21 protein-coding genes and 1 pseudogene are annotated in these 24,344 nt (G+C 45.0%); 17 read left to right on the forward strand and 5 right to left on the reverse strand.

Going from position 1 to position 24,344, the window contains the following annotated elements:
- Window positions 1-177 precede the first annotated feature (177 nt).
- On the forward strand, window positions 178-1,791 hold the full coding sequence (locus tag RID09_RS25450; RefSeq protein ID WP_446338708.1) for a B12-binding domain-containing radical SAM protein: 1,614 nt from the start codon (window positions 178-180) through the stop codon (window positions 1,789-1,791).
- A gap of 35 nt (window positions 1,792-1,826) precedes the next feature.
- A complete protein-coding gene (locus RID09_RS25455) occupies window positions 1,827-2,120 on the forward strand; it encodes a DUF2288 domain-containing protein (RefSeq protein WP_446338709.1) in 294 nt (97 codons plus the stop codon).
- 73 nt (window positions 2,121-2,193) lie between these two features.
- Here the strand turns inward: RID09_RS25455 and RID09_RS25460 are convergent, their stop codons facing one another.
- The 3 genes from RID09_RS25460 to RID09_RS25470 all read right to left on the reverse strand — a co-directional run bounded on the left by RID09_RS25460 (window position 2,194) and on the right by RID09_RS25470 (window position 5,209).
- The gene (locus RID09_RS25460; protein ID WP_446338710.1) at window positions 2,194-2,808 is read right to left on the reverse strand and encodes a YdcF family protein; all 615 of its coding nucleotides are present in this window, start codon (window positions 2,806-2,808) and stop codon (window positions 2,194-2,196) included.
- 374 nt (window positions 2,809-3,182) lie between these two features.
- A complete protein-coding gene (locus RID09_RS25465) occupies window positions 3,183-3,803 on the reverse strand; it encodes an LAGLIDADG endonuclease (protein WP_446338711.1) in 621 nt (206 codons plus the stop codon).
- Between the two features lie 299 nt (window positions 3,804-4,102).
- Window positions 4,103-5,209, reverse strand: a complete 1,107-nt coding sequence (locus RID09_RS25470) for a tocopherol cyclase family protein (RefSeq protein ID WP_446338712.1) — start codon at window positions 5,207-5,209, stop codon at window positions 4,103-4,105.
- A 322-nt stretch (window positions 5,210-5,531) separates the two neighbouring features.
- Between RID09_RS25470 and RID09_RS25475 the strand changes: the two genes are divergently transcribed.
- The 10 genes and pseudogenes from RID09_RS25475 (at window position 5,532) to RID09_RS25520 (ending at window position 17,634) form a co-directional block, all read left to right on the forward strand.
- Window positions 5,532-7,373 (forward strand): fatty acyl-AMP ligase, encoded by a 1,842-nt coding sequence (locus RID09_RS25475; protein ID WP_446338713.1) that lies wholly within the window; start codon window positions 5,532-5,534, stop codon window positions 7,371-7,373.
- 134 nt (window positions 7,374-7,507) lie between these two features.
- Window positions 7,508-9,316 carry an acyl-CoA dehydrogenase gene (locus RID09_RS25480; protein ID WP_446338714.1) on the forward strand — a complete coding sequence of 603 codons (1,809 nt, stop codon included), beginning with the start codon at window positions 7,508-7,510 and terminating at the stop codon, window positions 9,314-9,316.
- 7 nt (window positions 9,317-9,323) lie between these two features.
- Complete coding sequence (locus tag RID09_RS25485) at window positions 9,324-9,722, forward strand: acyl carrier protein (RefSeq protein ID WP_446338750.1); 399 nt, start codon at window positions 9,324-9,326, stop codon at window positions 9,720-9,722.
- A 235-nt stretch (window positions 9,723-9,957) separates the two neighbouring features.
- Entirely contained in the window at window positions 9,958-11,427 is a 1,470-nt protein-coding gene (locus tag RID09_RS25490) for an MBOAT family O-acyltransferase (protein WP_446338715.1), read from the forward strand.
- Window positions 11,427-11,675: pseudogene (locus tag RID09_RS25495) on the forward strand (hypothetical protein); the annotation flags it as partial. The gene RID09_RS25490 and the pseudogene RID09_RS25495, both read left to right, overlap by 1 nt.
- Before the next feature lie 44 nt (window positions 11,676-11,719).
- On the forward strand, window positions 11,720-12,982 hold the full coding sequence (locus RID09_RS25500) for an NAD(P)/FAD-dependent oxidoreductase (RefSeq protein WP_446338716.1): 1,263 nt from the start codon (window positions 11,720-11,722) through the stop codon (window positions 12,980-12,982).
- Between the two features lie 145 nt (window positions 12,983-13,127).
- A complete protein-coding gene (locus tag RID09_RS25505) occupies window positions 13,128-14,609 on the forward strand; it encodes an MBOAT family O-acyltransferase (RefSeq protein WP_446338717.1) in 1,482 nt (493 codons plus the stop codon).
- 163 nt (window positions 14,610-14,772) lie between these two features.
- Entirely contained in the window at window positions 14,773-15,990 is a 1,218-nt protein-coding gene (locus RID09_RS25510; protein WP_446338718.1) for a hypothetical protein, read from the forward strand.
- A 36-nt stretch (window positions 15,991-16,026) separates the two neighbouring features.
- On the forward strand, window positions 16,027-16,365 hold the full coding sequence (locus tag RID09_RS25515) for an SMR family transporter (RefSeq protein WP_446338719.1): 339 nt from the start codon (window positions 16,027-16,029) through the stop codon (window positions 16,363-16,365).
- A gap of 261 nt (window positions 16,366-16,626) precedes the next feature.
- Window positions 16,627-17,634, forward strand: a complete 1,008-nt coding sequence (locus RID09_RS25520) for a glycosyltransferase family 2 protein (protein ID WP_446338720.1) — start codon at window positions 16,627-16,629, stop codon at window positions 17,632-17,634.
- 206 nt (window positions 17,635-17,840) lie between these two features.
- On the opposite strand, the gene RID09_RS25525 is transcribed toward RID09_RS25520, so the two are convergent.
- The gene (locus RID09_RS25525) at window positions 17,841-18,770 is read right to left on the reverse strand and encodes a UPF0104 family protein (protein ID WP_446338721.1); all 930 of its coding nucleotides are present in this window, start codon (window positions 18,768-18,770) and stop codon (window positions 17,841-17,843) included.
- A 161-nt stretch (window positions 18,771-18,931) separates the two neighbouring features.
- Window positions 18,932-20,233, reverse strand: a complete 1,302-nt coding sequence (locus tag RID09_RS25530; RefSeq protein ID WP_446338751.1) for an acetylornithine/succinylornithine family transaminase — start codon at window positions 20,231-20,233, stop codon at window positions 18,932-18,934.
- Window positions 20,234-20,806: 573 nt separating this feature from the next.
- On the opposite strand from RID09_RS25530, the gene RID09_RS25535 reads away from it, so the two are divergent.
- The 5 genes from RID09_RS25535 to RID09_RS25555 all read left to right on the forward strand — a co-directional run bounded on the left by RID09_RS25535 (window position 20,807) and on the right by RID09_RS25555 (window position 24,286).
- A complete protein-coding gene (locus RID09_RS25535; protein ID WP_446338722.1) occupies window positions 20,807-21,931 on the forward strand; it encodes an RNA polymerase sigma factor, RpoD/SigA family in 1,125 nt (374 codons plus the stop codon).
- 68 nt (window positions 21,932-21,999) lie between these two features.
- Window positions 22,000-22,494: an N-acetyltransferase family protein gene (locus RID09_RS25540; protein ID WP_446338723.1), complete on the forward strand. Its 495-nt coding sequence runs from the start codon at window positions 22,000-22,002 to the stop codon at window positions 22,492-22,494.
- A 248-nt stretch (window positions 22,495-22,742) separates the two neighbouring features.
- Window positions 22,743-22,946: a glycogen debranching protein gene (locus tag RID09_RS25545; protein ID WP_446338724.1), complete on the forward strand. Its 204-nt coding sequence runs from the start codon at window positions 22,743-22,745 to the stop codon at window positions 22,944-22,946.
- A gap of 232 nt (window positions 22,947-23,178) precedes the next feature.
- A complete protein-coding gene (locus RID09_RS25550; protein ID WP_446338725.1) occupies window positions 23,179-24,012 on the forward strand; it encodes an ABC transporter permease in 834 nt (277 codons plus the stop codon).
- Window positions 23,990-24,286: a hypothetical protein gene (locus RID09_RS25555; RefSeq protein WP_446338726.1), complete on the forward strand. Its 297-nt coding sequence runs from the start codon at window positions 23,990-23,992 to the stop codon at window positions 24,284-24,286. The genes RID09_RS25550 and RID09_RS25555 overlap by 23 nt, the downstream gene beginning before the upstream one ends.
- The last annotated feature ends 58 nt before the right edge of the window (window positions 24,287-24,344 follow it).

The following is a 24,344-nucleotide window of genomic DNA, read 5'->3' on the forward strand; positions in this document are numbered from 1 at the left end:
AGAAGAGGGGTTCTAGATATTAAGTGATATTCTAGTTGACTTCGGGTAGGACATAATCGTGTAAGACCTAATTAGGGGTAACTCGAAAGGGCTGTGATTAGCTCAAGAATCCCCCGTCTTTCAAGCGGGGGAGTGTCAAAATAGAAAGCACAAACCTAATTGCCTCAAATACTGCTTGTGACTGTTTCTGCCTTTGCCGCTGAACGCTTACTCTTTACACCGACTCCCCCGCAAACCGATGCTATCCCCACCATCTTTGCCTTCCCCAATGACTACACCGTGGGGATTACCAGCTTAGGCTATCAGGTGGTTTGGGCAACCCTAGCCGAGCGATCTGACCTCCAGGTAAGTCGCTTGTTTACTGATTGCCATGAACCTTTGCCCAGACAGCCAGAGTTACTCGGCTTTTCATTATCATGGGAACTGGATTATGTCAATATTTTGTCCCTACTAGAATCCTTAGAGATTCCGGTACGATCCGCACAACGGAATGAGCAGCATCCCCTGGTGTTTGGCGGCGGACCCGTACTAACCGCAAATCCTGAACCCTTTGCTGATTTCTTTGATGTGATTTTGTTAGGGGATGGGGAAACCCTATTAGGGGATTTTATTGAGGCTTATAAAGAAATTCGCCAAGCCAATAGAATCGAGAAATTGCGGCGATTAGCCCAAGTTCCAGGGATATATGTTCCCAGTTTGTATACCGTAACCTATCAGGAGCAAACAGGCGCGATCGCATCCATTCAACCCGTCGATTCCCAGATTCGGGCCACCGTAACTAAGCAAACCTATCGCGGGAATACTCTATCCGCCTCCACCGTTGTTACCGAAAAAGCCGCTTGGGAAAATATTTATATGGTGGAAGTGGTACGCAGTTGCCCAGAAATGTGCCGCTTCTGTTTGGCGAGTTATTTAACTTTGCCCTTTCGCACGCCAAGTGCAACTGATTCGTTGATTCCAGCGATTGAACGCGGATTGACAGTAACTAAGCGCATTGGCTTACTGGGGGCGTCGGTGACTCAGCATCCAGAGTTTGAGGTGTTGCTGGATTATCTGGCAAAACCGGACTATGATAATGTCCGCTTAAGTATTGCCTCAGTGCGAACCAATACCGTTACACCTAAACTAGCGGAAACTTTGTCGAAACGGGACACGCGATCGATTACTATTGCTGTGGAAAGTGGTTCGGAACGATTACGGCAAATTATTAATAAGAAATTGCATAATCAAGAGATTATTCAAGCGGCAATTAATGCTAAAGCTGGGGGATTAAAGGCACTCAAAGTTTATGGGATGGTGGGTATTCCCGGAGAAGAGATGTCTGATGTGGAACAGACGGTAGCGATGATGCAGGCGATCAAAAAAGCCGCCCCAGGTTTACGCTTAACTTTGGGATGCAGTACCTTTGTTCCCAAAGCCCATACACCCTTTCAATGGTTTGGCGTGAATCCCGCCGCCCAGAAGCGGTTGAAGTATTTGCAGAAAGCCTTGCGATCGCAGGGGATTGACTTTCGCCCAGAAAGCTATAATTGGTCAGTGATTCAGGCGCTAATCTCTAGAGGCGATCGCCGATTGTCTGAGTTGTTAGAATTAACACGGCATTATGGCGATTCCGTGGGCAGTTTTCGGCGGGCTCTCAAGCAGTTAAAAGGAAAGTTGCCAGAATTGGATTTTTATGTCCATGAGAATTGGTCAACAGAGCAAATACTGCCTTGGAGTCATTTACAAGGGTCTTTACCTCAAGGTACATTATTAAAACATTTGGATGCGGCGATGTCTATTCGTCATTAGTCATTCGTCCTTTGTCATAAGTCCTTCGATAAGTCATGCAAGATTTAAAAGCAGAACTCGCTCAATCCGTTGATGAAGCCGCCTGGGATTGGCTGGTTCCTCACGCTAAACAAGATGTTGTGATCGTGGTGACGCAAGAGTTAGATATACTTGATGTTGGAGTCGCGATCGCGAATGATGATACCTTGTCTGTCCAGTCTTGGATTAGTAACCAACAGCTTCACAAACCTTTTCCCAATCAATTAGCCGATTGGAATAGCGATCAAAGCAAACGGTTTCAAGCCTTGATTGTTCAGCCCTATGTTTTAGTCCAAGAACTCGCCGCCTAAAAGGTTGCTTGGTTTCATTACAATTAGCGGTCATGTAGAGACGCTGCATAGAATGTCTTTACTCTTATAAGTTCTATTTTTTGAGAAAATTGGATGTCTGACCCAAAGTCGCTCCAGTATATCCCGTAGTTACCCATAATAAAGCTCTCGCACCATCCCGCAGGGATTTCTCAATGGGTTCAGGATCACGTCCTAAGGACACAGGGACGGGTTTAATCGTGATCCCGCGACTGCCAAACACAATTTCACCAATTACACGCGCACGCAGCATGTGATCATCAGCCGTAATCAAATAGACACCATCGATACCTTGGGCTTTCAACTCATCCACCAACGTCGTAAAGTTGGTTACTGTATCGGTAGCACGGCGATCAATATGGAGAAGGTTGCGGGGAATTCCGGCTTTGGCGAATACCTTTTCGGTGTACCAAGACGGACTACCCGACGATACCCAGATGTGAAGATTGGGGTGCTGCTGGGCGAAATCAGCCGCAAAGAGTTCTCGTTCTTCTTCTCCCCCTAAAACCAAAATAGCTTCCGGCTGGATCAAATAACTTTGAATTTGCTTATAGCCACACAATAGCGAAACCGCCAAAATCGGCATCAACCAGGGCAGTAATCTAACTTTAGAGCGCCGCGATCGCGAAAACAAGTATCGCCGTTGACGCACAGAAATCCTCAAAAGCATGAATAAATAGATGAATCAGGTGGTATCAAGGAGGAGCGCTCGTTTGGGTGGAACCTGAAAATCCCCCTACATCGCAAGATACCAGTCTAAAGGTACGCTTAACCGCAATGCAATCCATTACTGGAAAAGTTCTACGATCCCCTGAAAACTTTCCACCCTAATCCTCTGCTAGTCCGTACAGATTTGGACACTCACTCCCCAGACGCTTCTTGCATCGCGTCTGGGACATAGCGATTTCAACCGAAAACTTTTTCGGTCTACTGATATTCTCTTAACCACGGGACTGGCCGGATTCGAACCGGCGACCTAGCGCTTCAGATTGGTGTGAGTTTCCTCACTCTCTGGACTATCCCTTCACCTTGGGCTTGTCGCCTTTAGGTGGTAGCCGTTCTGTTTAAGGACGTTTGTACTTTATAGAGCATACTTTCGTGGATGTAAGGACGAATGAAAGCTAGAAATCGTTTTCCTTCTTTCGTTCCCATTCGCAGACGATAAAGACCTTTCCCTTTACTCAGCCCCCACTTAAATCCCCAAACCTCTGCAAAATAAGAAACAATGATCTCATTTTGTGGTTTCGAGAGATAAGTATTGAGATTAAGCGTCAAAGCATGAACCTTTCCGTCTTTTTTCGGGAAGGACTTAGAACCATCATCCATAAACCAGATGGCTATTCCCTGGGGGGTTAAGAGATTCAGGAACTTCCGAGTGATTGTTTTCGTTCCAGCTTGATAAAGCTTCTTAACCAAGACCCGCGTCAGCGGAATCAACTTGGGTTCCAGGCGAATCTGCTTATAGTCCTTCCTTGTACTCCAGCGTCGGATACTGACTGGTTTTCCGGTTATTTGTTCGAGAAGCTTTTTCTTAAATAAGAGATACTCCTCATGTTTAGATGAAGTCTGGATAAAGAAGTTTTTTTGATTTCTTTTTCCATCACCTAATAACAGTCCAGCCAGAATACCGCGTTGCTCTACTTTCGATGAGACATTATAGTCCATCTTTTATTGGTTTCCTTAAACCAGTCTCTGCACCTTCCGATTAGTTATAAGGTTGGAGTTTTTCCAGATTGGCTTAAACTCCAACTAATCGGCTTGGCTCAAGATTACCTTATCTGTTAAGACTTAGGCTTCCTTGAATTTGACTACATTCACTCGTTAGGTTTCCCTGACGGTGCCCGATTTTTCAGGAGGCGCTTGCTCTATCCATCTGAGCCACAGCCCCATTCAACTCAACCATTATACCCAATACTTTCTCTATAGTCTTGCCTGATCCCCAACTTCTGCAAAAAATAAGGAATCTAGGAAATCCAGGGCAATTTTGCCTGACCTGTCCAAGCCTCATTCCAAGGTTCCCCACCCACTTCTAGTCCGCAAAGTGAGCTATCGGCTTTGAGAATCGTTTTAGCAGTTCCCCCGCGTCGCGATCGCAGTTCCAGGGTAAGCTTACCCTGCATGGTATCGCGGCAAATAAAGATTAAACCCTGTTCCGTTGGGGCACGCAGGAGAGTACCCGGTTGATTTGTCGTACTGATTAACTCAACCTCATACTCAGCATTGCGGGCTTGCATTTGCCAGTCTCCCCAAGGCTGAATTTGCCAGCGCACTTCTGAATTCCAGGGGACAAATTCATAAAATTGCCCTTGATAGTGGATACCAATTAACGCCGCTGATTCCATCCACCACAGCACTCCCCGCCTACCCCCACCCGCCGTGAGCGCCAAGTCAGGTTCATTGTCAAAGCTGTTGCAATTGAGCCAAAACCACTTTTGTGGAAAAGAACGTCCCCAGTTTTTTTCGCCGTAAGCGGGAGCATTGGTAAACTCGTAGCGTTGACCCTTCCACTCAATCCAACCCGTCGCCCAGCCGTGAGCCATCAAAATCTGCCAACCGGGTTCAAATATCTGGAATGACGATAACCAGCCTGCTGTTGATTGCTCAGGTGCATCGCGACTCGCCCAACCATAGATGGGTTGAATTTCATAGCGCCAATGGCAGTAATCCCCCGTGGCGGGATCACTAATTTTACCTTGATTCAAGGTAGCGGTGGCTTGATACCCTTGGTGGATATGATTGTCAAAGGTGGCGGGATCTAAATATTGGGCGGGAATTGCTAAGTCTGTTTTCCCCCAATGTCCTAGGGCTAAGGATGTGGGAGATGCCCAAAATTGCTCAACATCTGGAAAAGTACGGCACAGATAACCATCCTCAGGACCCAAAATTTGAGCGGCGCCACCGGTGTGGGGTTGACCGCCGATGGGATCTTCAATGGAATACATGAAGCCAAAGGTCTGACCCCAATCGGGTAAGGTGACTCGATAGTACCACCCTTCAAAGAAGCGAGAACTACTTCCATCCCAGTGATAACCGCTATGGGGGGTTTGCAGGAGATTGGCGAATTGGTTCATTCTTTATGGTTTAACAATCCCAACAAGATAATCAAGGGCGAACCTGGATACAAATTATGGAACCGAGGGCGGGCTAAAACTTTACCAAAACTTTATAGAGGATCAGTATCATTCATAAATATTACGCCATAATTATGTAAAGCACTGGGAGGATAATAATTATGTCACGTTTGGTTATCAATTTTTAAGATTAGTTAAGTGTTCGTGAGGATCAGGTAGCCCAGCTAAGGTGGCGAATCAAACGCCGACTAAGAATGGAGCGATCGCGGCTGCAACATCCTAAAGTTAGCCCAAGCCAACTCCTTAGACAACGTTATTAAAAATGGTTCAAAACCCTGCTAGTTCGACAAATTCCCTAGCTGAATTTTCTACACTTACGGAACTGCTACGTTGGAGGGCGCTGCAGCACCCAGACAAGTTAGCCTATAAGTTTCTCGTTGATGGCAAGCCAGAAGGACCCGAACTCACTTATGCTGACCTTGACCGTTTAGCCCGGGCGATTGGGGCTTGGCTGCAACAGCATAGTGCTAGAGGTGAACGTGCTTTACTCCTCTATCCCCAAGGATTAGAGGTGATTGCTGCCTTTTGTGGCTGTTTATATGGGGGGATAATTGCGATCCCTGTCCCGCCTCCGGATGGGGGACGAATGAAGCGCACGTTACCCAGACTGCGCTCTATTGTTCAAGATGCCCAAGCCTCTATTTGTTTAACCACAGGTCGAATTCTTTCTCTGCTGGAGAATGGACGGGAGGAGTTTCCCGAATTCGACCAAATGCAGTGGCTGGATACTGAACAGGTCGATCTCAATCTGGCTCAAGCATGGCAAGATCCACAAGCAAGTCGGGATGATCTAGCGTATCTCCAGTACACATCAGGGTCTACCTCCACACCCAAGGGGGTAATGCTATCTCACCATAACCTGATGTTCCATTCCGGCTATCTTAATCAAGCCTGCGGTTACGATGCAGATAGCGCCACCGTGACTTGGATGCCTTACTTCCACGATTACGGGTTAGTCCAAGGCATGGTTCAACCCCTCTATAACGGGACGCCCTGTTATGTAATGTCGCCCTTTTCCTTTATTAAGCAACCGATGCGATGGTTAGGGGCAATTACCCATTATCGGGCAACTCATAGCCAAGCGCCTAACTTTGCTTACGATTTGTGTGTGCGGCGGGCAAAACCCAAACAACTAGCAAAACTGGATTTGAGCAGTTGGCAAGCGGCGGGAAATGCGGCGGAACCGATTAACCCGAAAGTGATGCAGTCTTTCTTTGAAACCTTTGAACAATGTGGGTTCCGTTGGAATGCCTTTGCCCCTGCTTATGGACTAGCAGAAGATACCCTGCTGGTATCCAGTAAGCCATTGCTCACCCCGCCGGTTCTTTGTATCCTTGATGCGTCTGCTTTAGAAAAAAATCGGATTGTTCCCGTATCCAGCCCCCAAGAAGGGGTAAGGATGTTACCCAGTTGTGGGCGTCTGGTTTGTGATACTCAAGTCGTTATCGCTAATCCTGATACATTGACACAATGTGACCGTGATCAAGTAGGGGAAATTTGGGTGAAAGACCCCAGTGTGGCGAAAGGGTACTGGCAACGTCCGGATTCGACAAAGGAAACATTTCAGGCTTACCTGACAGATACCGACGAAGGTCCGTTCTTACGAACCGGGGATTTAGGATTTTTGCGGGACGGTGAACTATTTATTACCGGTCGGATTAAAGACCTGATTATTATCCGAGGTACTAATCATTATCCTCAAGATATTGAATGGACAGTCCAGCAGGTTCACTCCGCCTTGCGTCCTGATTATGGCGCCGCCTTTTCCATCGAGGCTGGCGGTGAGGAACGGTTGATTGTGCTACAGGAGGTTGAACGTCGGACTCAAGATGTCAACTTTGAGGAAGTAATTACGGATATTCGTCAAGCTGTAGCCGAGGAACATGAAATCCCAGCTTATGCGGTTGTCCTAGTTCAACCGGGAACAATTGAGAAAACCTCAAGTGGCAAAATTCAGCGCCTTGCGGCGAGAACTAAGTTCTTGAATGGAGAACTGGGTGTGATCGCGGATTGGAGTGAAAATCCGAAACTCAGGAGTAAGTTCCGCACCCTCCAGGGAGAAGTCGATGCTTTGGTGCAGCAATTACAAGTTCCCAAGTCTTAGGGTTGGTGATTGGGGATTGGTGATTGGTTAAAGATTTATTCCACCATATCGGGGCGGGTTTAGGAACATCAGGGTGACAAGTAAGGATAATCGTAAAACCCGCCCCTACGAAAAAACAAAGAGGGTACAAAGAAATGCATCAACTGAAACAGTATCAAATAGCACAAGCGCTAGAACGGGATTTAGGAGATCCGGCTCATCCAGAGAGTACGATGTCCTTCAAACGGGTGATGGAACTGGATGAGAGCGAAGAATTTCCTGAAGCTGAAGTGGATTGGCTTTATAACTGGAAACTTCAAGATTACTACGTTCCCGAAAAATGTGGCGGTAAATTTACCTCCTTTGAGGAATTCGTCGCCTTTGTGCGGGTAATGTCGCGGCGAGATCAAACGATCGCGATCGCATTTACCACCATGTTCTGGTCATTCCTCACCTGGATGGCGGGTACAGATGCCCAGAAAAAGAAACTTTCCCAGTTTATCCGCGAGGAAAAGGGAACCATGTGTCTTGCCTATTCCGAACGAGCCCATGGGAGTGACTTGATTGGTGGCGATGTGAGTGCCAAAAAAGTTGAGGGAGGGTATCTCCTGAATGGGGAAAAGTGGCCCATTAACCGCGCTACCCGTTCCGGGGTATCGTTTGTTTTAGCCAAAACCAGTGAAGAAGAAGGCGCTCGTTGTCTCTCCTTATTTATGGTTGACAAACGTCAACTTGACCCCTCTAGCTACTACAACCTGCCCAAAATCCTCACCCATGGTATTCGCGCCTCAGATATGAGTGGGATTGGGTTTAAGGATTGCTTCATTCCCGAAGGGATACGCTTAAAAGACGAAGGTTCGGGTTTAGAACTTGCACTCAAGGGCTTCCAAATCACCCGCATGTTGTGCGCCGCCTTCTCTCACGGTGCTGCTGATACCGCCCTGAGAACCACGCTGAACTTTGCCATTGACCGGGTTGTTTATAACAAAACTGTTTTTGATATCCCTCAACCTCGGCAAACCTTAGTCGATGCGTTCATCGATATGTTGGTTTGTGATTGTGAAACCATCGGTGCAGCTAGAGGGTTTCATATTATCCCCGAACAATTTTCCGTCTGGGCGACGGTGGTTAAATACTTTGTCACCATCAAACTAGAAGAGGTGATTAACAGTGTTTACGTCGTCCTCGGTTCCCGTTTCTATATGCGCGATGAGCATGATTGGGGCATTTTCCAGAAACTGCTGCGGGATAATTCGATTATCAGTATGTTTGATGGCAGCAGCGTGGTTAACCTTCATGCCCTAATTCTCCAGTTTCGCCCAATCGCCAAATATCGATCCAGACGCAAGCAGAAGACTATGGAGGGTATCCAATCCCGTCTGGATGCCATTTTCTCCCTAGAAAAATCCGTCCCGCCATTTGAGCCAGAGAAGCTGGAATTATTTGGTCGGGGGGCTGACGATGTGCTGCAAGGGCTAGAAATTGCCCTAGAACAACTACAGGCGCTGAAGACAGAAGCGGATGTTGACGCCGACGTACTGGAAAAAATTATCACCTTAACTACCATTGTTTTAGAAGAACTCGACGCCTTTGATGAACGCATTGCCAACTCCGGATTTGAACATGGTCATGATCAAGATCCCGAATTATTTGAACTGGCGAAAAAATACTGCGACTTACACGCCGCCGCCGCATCGGTTCACACCTGGATTTACAACCGGAAAATCTTGGGTGAGTTCTTTAGCAAGGGAGAATGGTTAGTATTAGGACTTTATCGCCGCTTACGCCCCTGGCGATCGCTGCCCAATATTGTCCCGAAAGCGTACAGTGAAAATGTTGCTCAAGAAATGCTTCAGCTGCATCAGGAAAACAAAATGTTTTCCATTGTACCCATTCAACTAGCCCACACTGAAACACAAGAGGAAAAACCCCATGCAAGTGCACAACTCCAACTCCAAGCCTAATGACGTTATGCTTCAAAGTGACGTAGAAACCAAGAATCAGCCCGTTGATTCTGTCCAAGCGATTCAAAATTGGATGGTGAATCAACTGGTAGAACAACTATCCCTAGATGCCAAAAACATTGATGTCACCGAACCTTTAACCCGCTATGGGCTTGATTCCATTGATGCGGTAACCATTGTCGGTGAACTCGAAGATTGGTTAGAGGTGGAATTACCTTCGACATTGTTCTGGGATTATCCAACGATTGAGAAATCGGCTCAATACCTAGTCGCAGAATTCGATGTTTCAGCCGCATTGAACAACGCCAAACCCGTAGCCCCCTCGGATAATAAAGAAGTGGAACCCGAAGCATCCGAAAAATCCGGCAAAGGCTGGGGTGGATTTTGGAAAGGATTGGGAGGGTAGAGACGTGCCATGGCACGTCTGGGAGCAGGGCTGTAGGGGCGGGTTTTACAGATCATTTATGGCTACACACTGATAACTTGACTAAACCCGCCCTGGTTAGGGGAGCAGGGGGAGCAAATTTCTCCCATTACCTTATTCCCTGTTCTCTGTTCCCTGTTCCCTAACAAATGACGAATGACAAATAAGAAATGACCAATAACCAATGACGAATGACAAAAAAGGAGGAAGCTGCTAATTGAATTTTTCTGACTTTTCCTTCTGGTGGGTGCTACTGCTTTACGCCATTCCTTTCTTTGCCATTCGCTATGTTGGCAAATCACTGAAGCTGTGGCGAGACAACTTTGACACCATCGGTTTGGCGGTGATGTCACTGATATTGTTTTTGAATGCTAGTCGCTCTAGTTTCGCCATCTTTATTATTGAGGTAGTGTTCAACTACTTCATGGTACGGCTGATGCTCCAGCGTCGTGGGAATGGTGCCAAGTTAATTGCCGCGATTGTGATTATCACGGACATCGCTATCCTCGCCTACCTAAAATACTTGACATTTTTTGCCGAAGATGTATTTGGCATTGTTGTACCGGGATTCAGGAACAATTGGGAACAAAACTTTCCCTTGCCCATTTTTCAACAGATTCCTCCTGGGGTTTCGTTCTACACCTTCCAGATGGTGGCATTTGTGGTCGATTCGCTCAGACCTAAATATAAAAAACCCATCGCTTTTCTGGATTACATTAACTTTATTGCCTTCTTTCCGCAAATTGTCGCTGGACCGATTGAACGACGGGCTGACTTATTACCCCAAATTCAAGGGTTTCGCTTTAAATTCACAGCAGAAAATCTTGAGTTAGGATTACGATGGCTATCTTTGGGCTTCTTTATGAAGTTGGTGCTAGCCGATAATATCGCCCCCTACATTAACTTACAAGAAACCGCCAATCCCTGGATTGTTTGGTTCTTTGCTTACTTATTTACCCTGCGAATCTACTTTGATTTTGCCGGCTATAGTTTCATGGCGCTGGGTGTGGCGAGAATATTGGGAGTTCAACTAACCGTGAACTTCCTGGCTCCCTATACCTCCGTCAGTATCCAGGAATTTTGGCGGCGATGGCACATTACCCTGAATAACTGGTTTCGCGACTATGTGTTTTTACCCCTAATGGGTTCTAAAAAACAATTAGCCGCCTTCTTTTTATTCATCACCTTTACCCTATCAGGGTTCTGGCACGGTGCGGCGTGGAATTTTATTATTTGGGGCGCTTATCATGGAGCGTTACTGCTGCTATTGCGATATACAGGGAGACCTTTTCAACGCTTGATCGGAAAAGGAAAGCAGGTGTCCCGTTTTCAGTTTATCTCTTGGGCGCTAACCTTTGGAGCCGTGACGCTGGGGTGTCTGTTCTTTATGGAAACGGATATTCTACGATTACTCTCAAAGTTACGAACGATTATTACCCCATGGGCGTATTCTTTATCAAATTTAGGCGAATTCTTGAGTTCCTATAGTCTCAACGAAGGCGCTGTATTAATTGTCACACTCTTGCTGGCAAATGGTGTGTTATTTATGGAACATCTCGCCGTTTGGCAGAAACGTAAGTTTGAATATGAATTGTTACTATTGCCTTGGGTATCGCGGGTTTTACTAGGATTAACCATCTTATTCGCGGCGAATCAGCCGTCTGAGTTTATTTACTTTGAATTCTGATGTGGAAATCATTAAAACTGACCAGTTGGATTGCGGTTGCTGCGATCGCGTGGACAATAGGTTATATTTACAACGCCCGCTATGGTGGAGAGTTGAGCTGGCTACGCATGATGTACGAAGACAAAATCGCGTTAGCCGAGAAGGTGGAAGCGCCGCGACGTTTATTGATTACTGGGGGTTCAGGGGCGCACTATAGGATAAACTCCGAGTTGATGGAACAGAAACTGGGGATTCTAGTGCTGAACTTCCCTGAATACAGGGAAATTCCTAAACTAGACTTTAGGAATGAACAATGAACCATGAACCATCTATTCACATCTGTATTCTAGGCGGGGGTTTTGGTGGACTTTATACCGCCTTATACCTGCAACGGTTTCGCCTGTTTAAATCACCAAAGTATAAAATTACATTAATTGATCGCAAAGATCATCTGGTGTTTACGCCCTTACTCTATGAACGGGTTACCGAGGAACTGCAAGCCTGGGAAATTGCACCCCGTTACCAAAACTTAATAAATAACACAACGATTAACTTTTGTCAAGGAAATATTCAGGCTCTCGATCTAGAAAAACGCCAAGTTAAGCTGCAATTAGAAACCCTATCAGAATTAGGGCAAAATCTCAGAATCGTAAGTTATGACTATTTAGTATTAACCGTTGGTGCCGAGATGCGCTTGGAGGGCGTACCGGGTGCAGCGACGTATGCTTATCCCTTCCGCACCGTTACTGATGCGGAACGCCTCAACCAACAGCTTAACCAGTTGGAACAGTCGAATTTGCCGCAAATTCGCATCGCCGTGATCGGTGCAGGACCGAGTGGTGTAGAGTTAGCTTGTAAACTGAGCGATCGCTTGCAGGAACGGGGACAAGTACGACTGATTGAACGGGGTCAGCAATTGCTGAAAACCTTTACCCCTTACAGTCAGAAATCCGCCTATCGCGCCTTAACCGCCCGTCGGGTACAAATGGAGTTTGAAACCAGCGTAGAGGTGATTGAAGCGGATCAAATTACTCTAATTAATCCGAACGGAAAAACCATTATGCCCGTTGATCTGGTGTTATGGACAGTGGGAACTCGTTCCATTGAATGGGTACGCCATCTTCCTTGTCAGCAGAATCCTCAAGGTAAGATACTCACCCACCCTACTTTACAGGTTGTCGGCTATCCAGAAGTCCTCGCCCTAGGGGATATGGCAGAAATCCCAGATTATCCAGGTCAACTCCCCAAAACCGCACAAGTAGCTTACCAACAAGCGGATTGTGCCGCCAAAAACCTGTATCGGGCGGTTAGGGGTAAACGTTTAAAGCCGTTCCGCTATTTACATTTGGGAGAAATGTTGACCTTGGGAAAAGGGGAGGCGGTAGTTTCCAGTTTTGCCCTGAAGATAAGCGGTCGTTTGGCTGGTATGATTAGACAATTAGTCTATCTTCAGCGATTGCCAACCCTGCGCCATCGCTTGCGGGTTTTGCAGCATTGGGTCGGTCAATGGTTGGTTAATTTAAGGCGACAATTAGCACAGCTCTTCTGGAAACGGCGACGAAAAACGGTTCGTTGATTGTCATTTGTCATTTGTCCTTGGTCATACTCAAGGAAGCGAGAAGCCGACTACGTCTATTGCCAGTCACTGAATTAGTATCAAAATTATCTTTTAATACTCAAGTATAACATTCCTAAATTCATTCATGTTTATTCTCTAAAAAATGCTATTTAATTCATACGTTTTTATCTTTGTATTTTTACCTTTTACACTAATTGTATTCTTTGGATTAGCGAAATTCAAGTTACTTAAACTTGCTGCCATCTGCTTAACCATCAGTTCTTTCATTTTTTATGGTTACTGGAATATAGCCTATCTTCCCCTCTTACTTATTTCTATTGCCTTTAATCACCAAATGGGCAAAGCTATAGAAAATACTCAACCAAAAGGAAAGCAAGGAAAAATTTTACTGTGGGTGGGGATTAGCATTAACTTAGCAATCATTGGTTACTACAAGTATGCTAATTTTTTCCTATCTTCAATTAACGGGCTTCTCAACACAGACCTAATCATTCCGACAATTATCTTACCTCTAGGTATTTCCTTTTACACCTTCACCCAAATTGCTTACTTAGTTGATGCCTACCGGGGAGAAACCAAAAATTCTAACTACGACCTATTAAGCTACAGCTTGTTTATTAGTTACTTTCCTCAATTAATTGCCGGACCAATTCTACGTCATGACGAACTCATTAATCAGTTTCGCAAAAAGCGGCATTTCATCTTTTCTCAAAAAAACATGGCGCTAGGATTAACTATGTTTAGTCTGGGGCTATCCAAGAAAGTCTTAATCGCGGATAACATTTCACCCTGGGTAGTCCCAGTTTTTGATAATCCAGGGGCTGTCAGCTTTATTGAAGCCTGGGTGGGCGCACTGAGTTATACCTTTCAACTATATTTTGATTTTTCTGGCTACTCGGATATGGCAATTGGTTTAGGGTTGATGTTCAATATCCACCTGCCGATTAATTTTAATTCCCCCTATAAAGCCACCTCTATTATCGACTTCTGGCGACGTTGGCATATTACCTTATCCAATTTCCTTCGTGATTACCTTTACATTCCCCTTGGTGGAAGTCGTCGGGGACAAGTACGTCGTTATGCTAACCTTTTAATTACAATGCTACTGGGTGGGTTATGGCACGGTGCGGGCTGGACGTATGTGATATGGGGTGGATTGCACGGTATGTATTTATCCATTAATCATTGGTGGCGTAAATTCAATATGCCATTACCCAAGCTATTAGCGTGGATCGTAACATTTTTTGCAGTTATCTTGGGATGGGTATTATTTCGATCACGCAGTTTACCAGAAGCAATTCAACTTGTCCAAACAATGATGGGGATAAATGGTGTTATATTACCTGGTGAAGATCAAGGGAAATTGTCAATAATAACCCACTTGGGATTCCAACTTAAGTCTTGGAAAGATTTAGTTTATTTACCAAACATTAATGGCAGTAAAACGTTAAGTTTAGTTGTTTTAGTAGCACTAACCTTCTGTGCAACATTTATGCCCAATACCCAGCAAATTCTGCAAAAGCTTAAACCCAGATGGTGGTGGGCAGCGTGGGTGGGTGTCTTAGCAAGTTTTTCTTTGCTATCACTCAATCGCGTATCAGAATTTCTCTATTTTCAATTCTAATACAGAAATTAGAAATTCTCAATTATTCAGGAAGCCTAATGTTAGTTTATAATCACACAAAACACATCCATACTTCTTAGTTATTTTCCTCTGTCTCCTGTTCCCTTTCTCTACTCTCGTGAGTGTTACATCTCCCAGGAAAACGCCATACACTTGAATCAGGATGAAACTATTTACTCAATTAAAATCTGAACGTTCTGAAAATTTTTCCAAATCCCAAAGACATCATTTTTGGAGAAAACCCTATCGTTGGTTTAATCTGGTATTTTTTATCGCTGCTTTGACTCCTTTAATATCAGTAGGATTATTCAATATGATTATTGATCCTTACGATATATTTAATACTCCGGATTTTTTGGGAATTAACGATTCAAAACCATATAAAGATAAAAATGATCGACTCTTTAAAGCAACCGATGTTATCCGAATTAAACCGGTAACCGTTTTTATAGGTTCATCCCGAACTAAACAGGCATTAAATCCGAGTCATTCAGCCTTAAAGGATAAACAACCTGCCTATAATTTAGCCATTAACGGACCTAACGCTTATGAAGTGCGCCGTTACTTAGAACATGCAATTGCCAATCAGCAAAATATAAAAACAGTGGTATTTGGTGTAGACTTTTTTATGTTTAATTCATCATTAATGAATCAACCCACTTTTTCCGAAAAGAGACTAGAGAAAAATTTTTTTGCCCTGGAAGATTTTCTGAATTCTACATTTTCTTTAGATGCCCTGTTCGCCAGTCGAGAAACAGTCGTTGCCAGTTTAGCCGATGCCAATGAAAATGATGATTATGGTGACAATGGCTTTATGCCTAATCGTAAGATCCCGCCAGATGAAACGGAATGGAGATTTAATGGAGGAATAAAACTTTACTTTGACTTCCATTCAGATTATCAGTTTTCTGAGCAATATTTCTCTGACTTTAAAAAAATTGTAGAACTTTGCCAAGAATATAACATAGACTTAAAAGTATTTATTTCTCCATCTCACACTACCCAATGGGAAGCCATTCGTGCTACTGGACGTTGGCAAACCTTTGAACAGTGGAAACGACATCTTGTGAAAATTGTTCCTGTTTGGGATTTTTCCGGCTACAACAGTATTACCACAGAGGTGATTACCGATACGATGAAAAATTATGCAGATAACTCTCACTACACTGAAAAAGTAGGTGATTTAGTCCTCAATCGTATCTTTTCACATCACGAACATACTGTACCTAATGATTTTGGTATTTTGCTTACACCTAAAACTATAGAGTATCACTTAGATAAAATTAATGCGGATAGGGAATTATGGGCAGAAGAAAATCCTGATGAGGTGAGATTGGTGCTAGATATTAATAGAAAAATGAAGCAAAAGGGAATACAATGAACTTGCTACTTGCTCCATATCGGTAAAAATGTGATCATGAACAATCCTCTGGTTCTCAGCGTTCTGATTTTGATATCCGTCTCCTTAAACTCTCTCGGTCAAAGCCTTCTAAAACTAGGAGCTGGTCAGAATCCTCTAAATCTTTATCTACTCGGAGGTATTACGGCTTATGCAGTGAGTACAGTATTTTATGTACTCGTTTTGGGTAAACTTAATTTATCCTTGGTTTATCCCTTAGTTATTGGATTAACTATTACAGCAACCACTTTATCTGGAACGATTCTTTTAAAAGAACATGTTTCCTATACGCACTGGGTAGGCATTGGTTTAATATTGAGTGGAATTTGCGCGATCGCTTTTGGCAGAATTTCCTAAACTGATTAAAGTGAAAAGATAGAGGATATTTATTAGTAGACCCTAAAAATAAAGCTGCCCTTACACAATAAGCTTACATCATTCTATTAATAAAATTACTGAAATCTTCTCTACACCCCACACCTATTCCCCACGCCCAAGATGCTATGAAAAACCAGATGAACAGAAGTTTGCTCCTAAAAATGATCTGTGTTAAATTCTGTCGGAGAATTGCTACCATTCAAAAATTCAGGCTAAATTTGGAAAACTAGGACTTGAGAAATGACGGATTCATTATCGTTTGAGACCTATCAAGCAAAAATCCTTTCATCAAATCCACTGGCGTTATCGGTAGTTGTACCTATTTACAATGAAGTTGCTAGTATACCGCACCTAGTTGACGCCGTAGCAACCAGTTTAAGTGCCAATCAGCTTTCCTACGAAATTGTCTGTGTCGATGATGGTTCCCAAGATGGTTCCACAGAACTCCTCCTGGAGTTAGCACGCAGCCGCCCGGACTTAAAAGCGGTGATTCTCCGCCGAAATTACGGTCAAACCGCCGCTATGTCAGCCGGATTTAAACATGCTCAAGGTCGCGTTATTGTGATGATAGATGGTGATTTACAAAATGATCCGGCTGATATTCCCGCCTTACTCGCCAAAATAGAAGAAGGGTATGATTTAGTCAGTGGTTGGCGCAAAGAAAGACAAGATGCGGCTTTAACTCGACTCCTCCCCTCTAAAATTGCCAATTTGCTTATTGGAAAGGTAACTGGCGTCAAATTACATGACTATGGGTGTTCGCTTAAAGCCTACCGTTCTGAACTGGTGGCGGATATGAATCTCTATGGCGAGTTACATCGATTCTTGCCAGCGTTAGCTTACATTGAGGGAGCCAGAATTAGTGAAATTCCCGTGCGACATCATGCCCGTCGTTATGGTACAAGTAAGTATGGATTGGGGCGAACGTTTCGTGTGGTGATGGATTTATTGACCGTATTTTTTATGAAAAAATTCCTCACTCGCCCCATGCATGTCTTTGGACTATTCGGCTTGCTTTCCTTCGGTGTCGGATTGTTTTTAGGGCTATATTTAACGATACTCAAACTAGGTTTTGGGCAGAGTATTGGTGACCGACCTTTGCTGATTTTAGCTGTTGTTCTGTTATTAGCAGGCGTCCAGTTATTTAGCTTTGGTCTATTGGCAGAAGTGTTAATGCGAACCTACCATGAATCCCAAGGGCGACCAATCTATCGGGTGCGGGAGGTGGTTGGGAGAAATTATGAATGATACTAAATCCGTCTTTGTCACCCCCTATTAGATCCCCCTCTTCCCTATTAGATCCCCCTCCCGTCCCCCTTCAAAAGGGGGAAGCCAGAGGATGCGAGAGCGTTTTTTGCACGGGGAAGCCAGAGGATGCGGGAGCCTCTACAATTGATAGACGTGCCATGGCACGTCTATACATGAGTCCTAACTGTGGTTACCGCATCGACCTTCTAGGAATTTGTCCACAAACGTTCGCTGATAAGGGCTAGTCCAGCTGCGCTGAGTTCTGCCAAAATACTAACAAGGCGAAATAAGGCAACCCCTGTAAGGATGAGAACAGCAGACAACTGCTGATCTAAAAGCGCGATCGCAGTGGCTTCAAATACACCTAAACCTCCCGGTGCGCCAGGTACGACTAATCCCAGTAACCAGGCGAAACTAAATGCACTCAGTAACGGCAGAATTTGACTGGGAGTAATTGATCCTAGCGCCAGTAAAGTAAATATAAATCCGGTTCCCCGAAATCCCAAAAAGCCCATTTCACCCAACAATGGCAATAAGGGATAGCGTTCAATGTAGAAGTCTCCCGTATCTGTAACCTTCTTGGAACGGCTTAAGCGTTGAACAATGGGATTGAGAACTCGCGGATGAACTCCCAACAACACCACGATTAAGCCCAAAATTTGTAAACCCCACATCCGGCTATCAGACGCCGTGTTAATCCACCCCAATCCGCCACTAATTAACGCGATCGCTAACGCAGCGGCTGCCATTAACAGGGGTTCGAGTAACACACTGATACTAGCCGCACCCACTGATCCCCCCGCCCCCCTCACCGCTGAAATTCGACCATAGAAATGCCACACATTGCCAGGTAAATATTTAGCGATATTAGTTTTCAGGTAAACCTGTAGCGCCCAACGCACTCCTATGGGTTGCTTAAAAGCCTGTAAAATCCACGTCCAAACCCAACCCGACCAAGTATGTGCCAGCAGCGTAACCAAAAGTGCGATCGCCAGCATTGTCCACCCCTGGGGATCAATGCGAATTCCAGCAACATCTCGCCAATGATCTTTAAAAGCTTTGGCGATAAAAAACAGCGTCCCGCCCAGAATGACCCAGCGAATGTAGGGTTTTATCGACGACCAGATTTTTTTCATGGGCTGGGCAATTTTTTGATATACCAATTTATACCAAATTTGATTGTAAAGACGTAGCAGGCTACGTCTGGAAAAAGGTTGGGGCGGGCGCGAGTCACATCTGGATGAGGTAAGAAGCGATAATAGTCAAACCCGCCCCTAAAAATGCGTGACTTTTGACTTTATTTACTGATTGAAGCAGCTAACGCAGCTATGGATTGTTCAACGATAGTAGCGGCGGCGTCTACTTCCTCAGCCGAGACGATCAAGGGCGGGACAAAGCGCACCACCTTAGGACCTGCGGGTACTAACAACAATCCTCGTTCCATCGCCGCTTTCACCACATCCACAGCCGTAAGTTCCACATCCGCGTTCAACTCCATCCCATTAATCAGTCCCCAACCGCGCACCTCAACAATCAGATGGGGATAGTTCATCGCGATCGCTCTTAAACGAGTCCGCAACTGTTCGCCCCGTTGCTGAACGTTTTGTAGAATATCTTCCCGTTCCAACGTCTGAGCGACAGTTAATGCAGTAGCACAAGCCAAGGGATTCCCGCCAAAGGTACTCGCGTGATCCCCAGGTTGAAACACATTACAGAATTGCTTACACAGCATCGCCCCAATTGGAACACCGCCAGCTAATCCCTTAGCGCTGGTAAAAATATCGGGTTCAATCCCTAGATTCTCATATCCCCAGTACTTACCCGTGCGACCCATACCGACTTGTACTTCATCTAAAATCAGCAAGATCCCCGTCTCGTCACAGATTTTCCGCAAGCGCAGGAAGTACTCCAACTCTCCTGGACGCACACCCCCTTCTCCTTGCAGAGGTTCCAGCATCACCGCCGCTACTCGTTGATCCCCTTCATCCAATTCTGTGATCGCATTTTCCAGGGCGCGGATATCGTTATACGGCACATAATAGAATCCCGGCACCAAGGGGTCAAAATTCTTCTGATACTTTGGCTGACCCGTTGCTGTAATCGTCGCTAACGTGCGTCCATGGAAACTGGCATTCGCTGTCAAAATTATCGGTTTCTCAATCTCTAGAACCGTGTGGGCGTATTTCCGAGCCAATTTAATTGCCCCTTCATTCGCCTCCGCACCCGAGTTACAGAAAAAGACGCGATCGGCACAGGAATGCTCAATCATCCACCGAGCTAAGTCTCCTTGGGGGGGAATATAGTACAGATTAGAAACATGGTGCAGGGTTTTGATTTGTTGCGTCACCGTTTCGATGAGAGCCGGATGGGCGTGACCCAAGGTACAGGTAGCGATCCCAGCTACAAAATCGAGATAATCACGTCCGGCTGTATCCCAAACCCGGCAACCCGTACCCCGTTCTAGGGCGATGGGGAAGCGACTATATGTTCCCATCACGTTAGTATCGAAATCGTTGGGATTGTATGCAGTAGATACACCATCTGCTGATTCAGCAGGGATTCCGGGATTCTCGACGAGAGTTGGTCTAGTCACAAACATCATCTCCTAATTTGATTGGTCATTTTTCAGGGAACAGGGAACGTTTTTCCGAATGTAGGGGCGGGTTTCACTATTATCGTTTTTTTCCTGCCCTGATGTGACTCGCGCCCGCCCCAACCGAAGTTTTGAGTTAACTCCCTTGTCTCCCCATCTCCCCCATCTCCCCTTGCTTCCCCATCCCCTTCAGCTTATTTTCACCCGATCGGTAGAGAGGAAAACACTGACCTGTATGAGATTCTGTATATAGCCCATTGAATTTCCCGCTATAATCCATACACCTATGCTGTTGAGTAGTTTGTAATCAGGGCAACAACTAGCCAAATTGCTTCTGGTAGCCTTAGAATCAGTATTTTCTAATCCTAAACGTAGAGAAGGTATCGAGATGAGGGGTGCGCCTTGGATGGCAACTCCCATTCAAATCGTCTCCGCTGTTGAGCTGTAAAGCCCAGAGCTACAGCCAATTTTGAAAAAATTTCTTGAGAACGCTCATTTATATTCAGTCCATCGGCTCAATCTGATTTGCCAGAAAACTCAATCACAATTTTCCATAACACTCCTACTTCAAACCTAACTATGACTATCGCACAATTGAACCCAACTTCTACTCGTCAGTTTACAGAAGATACGGATTTTTCTCACCCTCAGACTGATCAAATCTCAGACAATGACCAAAATCTTGTAGAAGTCGAATTCTCCGACTCAGAGACTCGTTCGGGAAAAACGCGGCAATCTGGCTACCATAAAACTAGCTCTGATGATACAGTAGGAGCTTTCTTCAAGGAGATGGCGCGTTATCCCTTGCTGAAGCCAGAAGAAGAGATCGAGTTAGCCACTCAGGTTCAATTTTTGGTAGAAATGGATGAGATGACTGAACGCTTGCACCAGGAGTTGGGGCGCAAGCCAACGAATGCGGAACTGGCTCAAGCTTTTGATCTAACCGAACGTCAATTTGAAAATCGCCTCTACCGAGGACAGATATCTAAGCGTAAAATGATTCGCTCCAACTTACGCTTAGTCGTTTCCATCGCCAAGCGTTATCTTAACCGGGGAGTTCCTTTCCTAGATTTAATTCAAGAAGGCGCATTAGGGCTCAATCGGGCGGCGGAGAAGTTCGATCCCGGCAAAGGTTACAAATTCTCCACCTATGCTTATTGGTGGATTCGTCAGGCGATTACCCGTACCATTGCCAACGACGCCCGTACCATTCGCTTACCGATTCACATTGTCGAAAAGCTGAATAAGCTGAAAAAAGTGCAACGGGAACTCAAACAGCAACTGCAACGGACTCCCAACGAAACCGAACTTGCAGAAGCCTTAGAGATTAGCCGCACTAACTTGCGTCAGTTGTTACAATTACGTCGGCGATCGCTCTCCCTCAACCATCGGGTGGGTAAAGGCGAAGATACAGAACTTGTGGATTTGCTAGAAGATAATGATTTACACTTGCCCGAACAGCAGATGAGCGAATCCATGATGCGTCAAGAGATTTCCGATGTCTTGAGTGATGTTCTCACCGAACGGGAAAAGGATGTCATTTCTCTGCGCTATGGGTTGGCTACTCCTGAAGCCTACACATTAGAGGAAGTCGGCAGTATGTTCAACCTTTCCCGCGAAAGGGTACGTCAGATTCAGAGTAAAGCCATGCGGAAGCTGCGCCGCCCTCAAGTTGCTCGTCGCCTACAAGGGTGGTTAAGTTAGGATTGGTTTTGTAGTAAGCGCTGTCTTCGCTGATGGCACGCTTTGTGCCAACTACGAACGAACGAACCATGAATAAGTTGAAGGTACGACCAGCTACCCCAACGGATGTGCCAGTGCTGTTTGAACTCATTCAAGCACTGGCTGAGTATGAGAAGCTGTCTCACCTAGTCACAGGGACTGTGGACGCTCTCCACGACCATCTGTTTGGCGCTAAACCTCATGTTGAGGCAATTTTGGCAGAGTATGAGGGGCAAACGGTAGGGTTTGCCCTGTTTTTCTCTAACTATTCCACCTTTTTGACCAAACCGGGCATTTATATTGAAGATTTATTCGTGCGCCCGAAATTTCGGCGTCAGGGTATCGGGAAGGCGTTGCTAACCTATGTTGCCCAACTAGCGGTAGAACGGGATTGTGGGCGCTTAGAGTGGTCAGTACTGGACTGGAATAAACCTGCGATCGCGTTTTATCAGCGTCTAGGTGCTATAGTGCTACCCGACTGGCGCATTTGCCGAGTTACAGGTGATGCGCTCCCCCAACTAGGGAAACAAACATATAATCTTTAGATTGGTTTACAACTTATGTCGCCAAGGCTGATGAAATATCAACAACTGTGTTTTTCCTCTTGCAGGCGATGATCCCAGTCTTTTACAAAATTAAGTAGATCGACTTAAGATGAATGGCACTAAAATAAACAGTTTGGGCGATCCCAAACCCTTGATATACCGTAGGGTGGGCATTGCCCACCAGACTTAAGTCAGTGCCATGGTACTTGAGATTTTGATTAACTGTTTCAGGGAATGAGGAGAATACAATGATTTGGGTGAATGAACAGGTTGATCCCGGAGGTCTGATTTATTCGTGCATCGCTTGTTGTGACGAAGACCAAGCCAAAGACTGCCACGAATCATTCCAAGAAAACTTGACAGATGAGCAAAAATCAGCAGGTTGGGTAGCGCGTCTGAGAACCGTCAGTTCCTGGGAAGAAGTGCCAGTCAATGCGTTGAAGCTGGACTGAGGATGTTTGTAAATTCCAGGATTGTAGGGGCGCACCGACGTGCGCCCAAAAAACTACAAACGGGATTTATGAGGTAAATTAGTTTAAAGTCGGTATACTGATGGGCTTTAACGGGGGCTGTATGAACAGATGGTTCAGAGACAGGGAGGCACGCGATCGCTAGTGGTATTCTTCTCAGTTTAAAATCAGAGGATTGAAGTAAAGCTACCCAAGGACAAATAACAAATGACCAATGATGCAAGAACTGATAATTGAGGCAGGTCGCACCGAACAACAATATTGGAAAGACTTGTGGCGTTACCGGGAACTGTTCTACTTTCTAGCATGGCGAGATATCCTAGTACTATACAAGCAAACCATCATTGGCATAGCCTGGGTATTAATTCGACCCTTTTTAACGATGGTGGTATTTACGATAGTTTTTGGTAAACTGGCAAAGTTACCATCTGAAGGAGTCCCTTATCCGATTTTGGTATTTGCGGCGATGTTGCCCTGGCAGTTTTTTTCCAATTCCCTTTCCGGGTGCAGCAATAGTTTAATCAGTAATGCCAATTTAATTGCCAAGGTCTACTTTCCCCGCTTGATTGTGCCAGCAAGTTCTGTGATTGTCAGCTTTGTAGATTTTATGATATCAGGGATGATTTTGCTAGGCTTAATGGCATGGTATGATTTCCTCCCCAGTTGGCGAATTTTGACTCTACCATTTTTTACTATTATAATTGCGTTTGCGGCATCAATGGGAGCAGGGTTATGGCTAGCCGCGCTGAATGTAAAGTATCGGGATTTTCGCTATATTGTACCGTTTATCGTCCAGTTTGGTTTGTATATTTCGCCTGTAGGATTTAGTAGCACGATTGTGCCTCAAGATTGGCGATTAGTTTATTCGCTCAACCCTATGGTCGGAGTAATCGATGGGTTTCGTTGGGCAATTTTAGGTGGGAAAGCTAAAAATTATCTGCCCGGATTTCTCCTCTCATTGGGATTGGTTTTTGGAGTATTGTGTTGGATTAATTATATCTACTTTAGGGGGCGTTCGTGTCACAATGATGGCTCCTGCCTTTACTAACTACATTATTGAGACATTAGATCGAGCGACAAAGTGTATTTTTGAATGTCGCAACATTCAAAAGTATCTAGGAGGTGGAGATTACACGATTATTATTTGGTTGTCAAAACCAAAACTTGAAATTTTGTTAAGAATTGAAGACGCTTTAATACTGACAATTCCGGCTCGCGATATTTTTGGTACGGGTACATATTTTGAATCTCATATCCATGGTTTAGTGCCTTTACCTCTAAACTATAGAAACAAAAAATTAACGATTGAGTTAAAATATTAAAGAGATTATTAATTGTTTAAACCGACTTAATTATAGTGAGACATTAGCATTAAAAATG

This window comes from Coleofasciculus sp. G1-WW12-02 (assembly GCF_040219735.1).
Taxonomy (GTDB): Bacteria; Cyanobacteriota; Cyanobacteriia; order Cyanobacteriales; family Coleofasciculaceae; genus Coleofasciculus.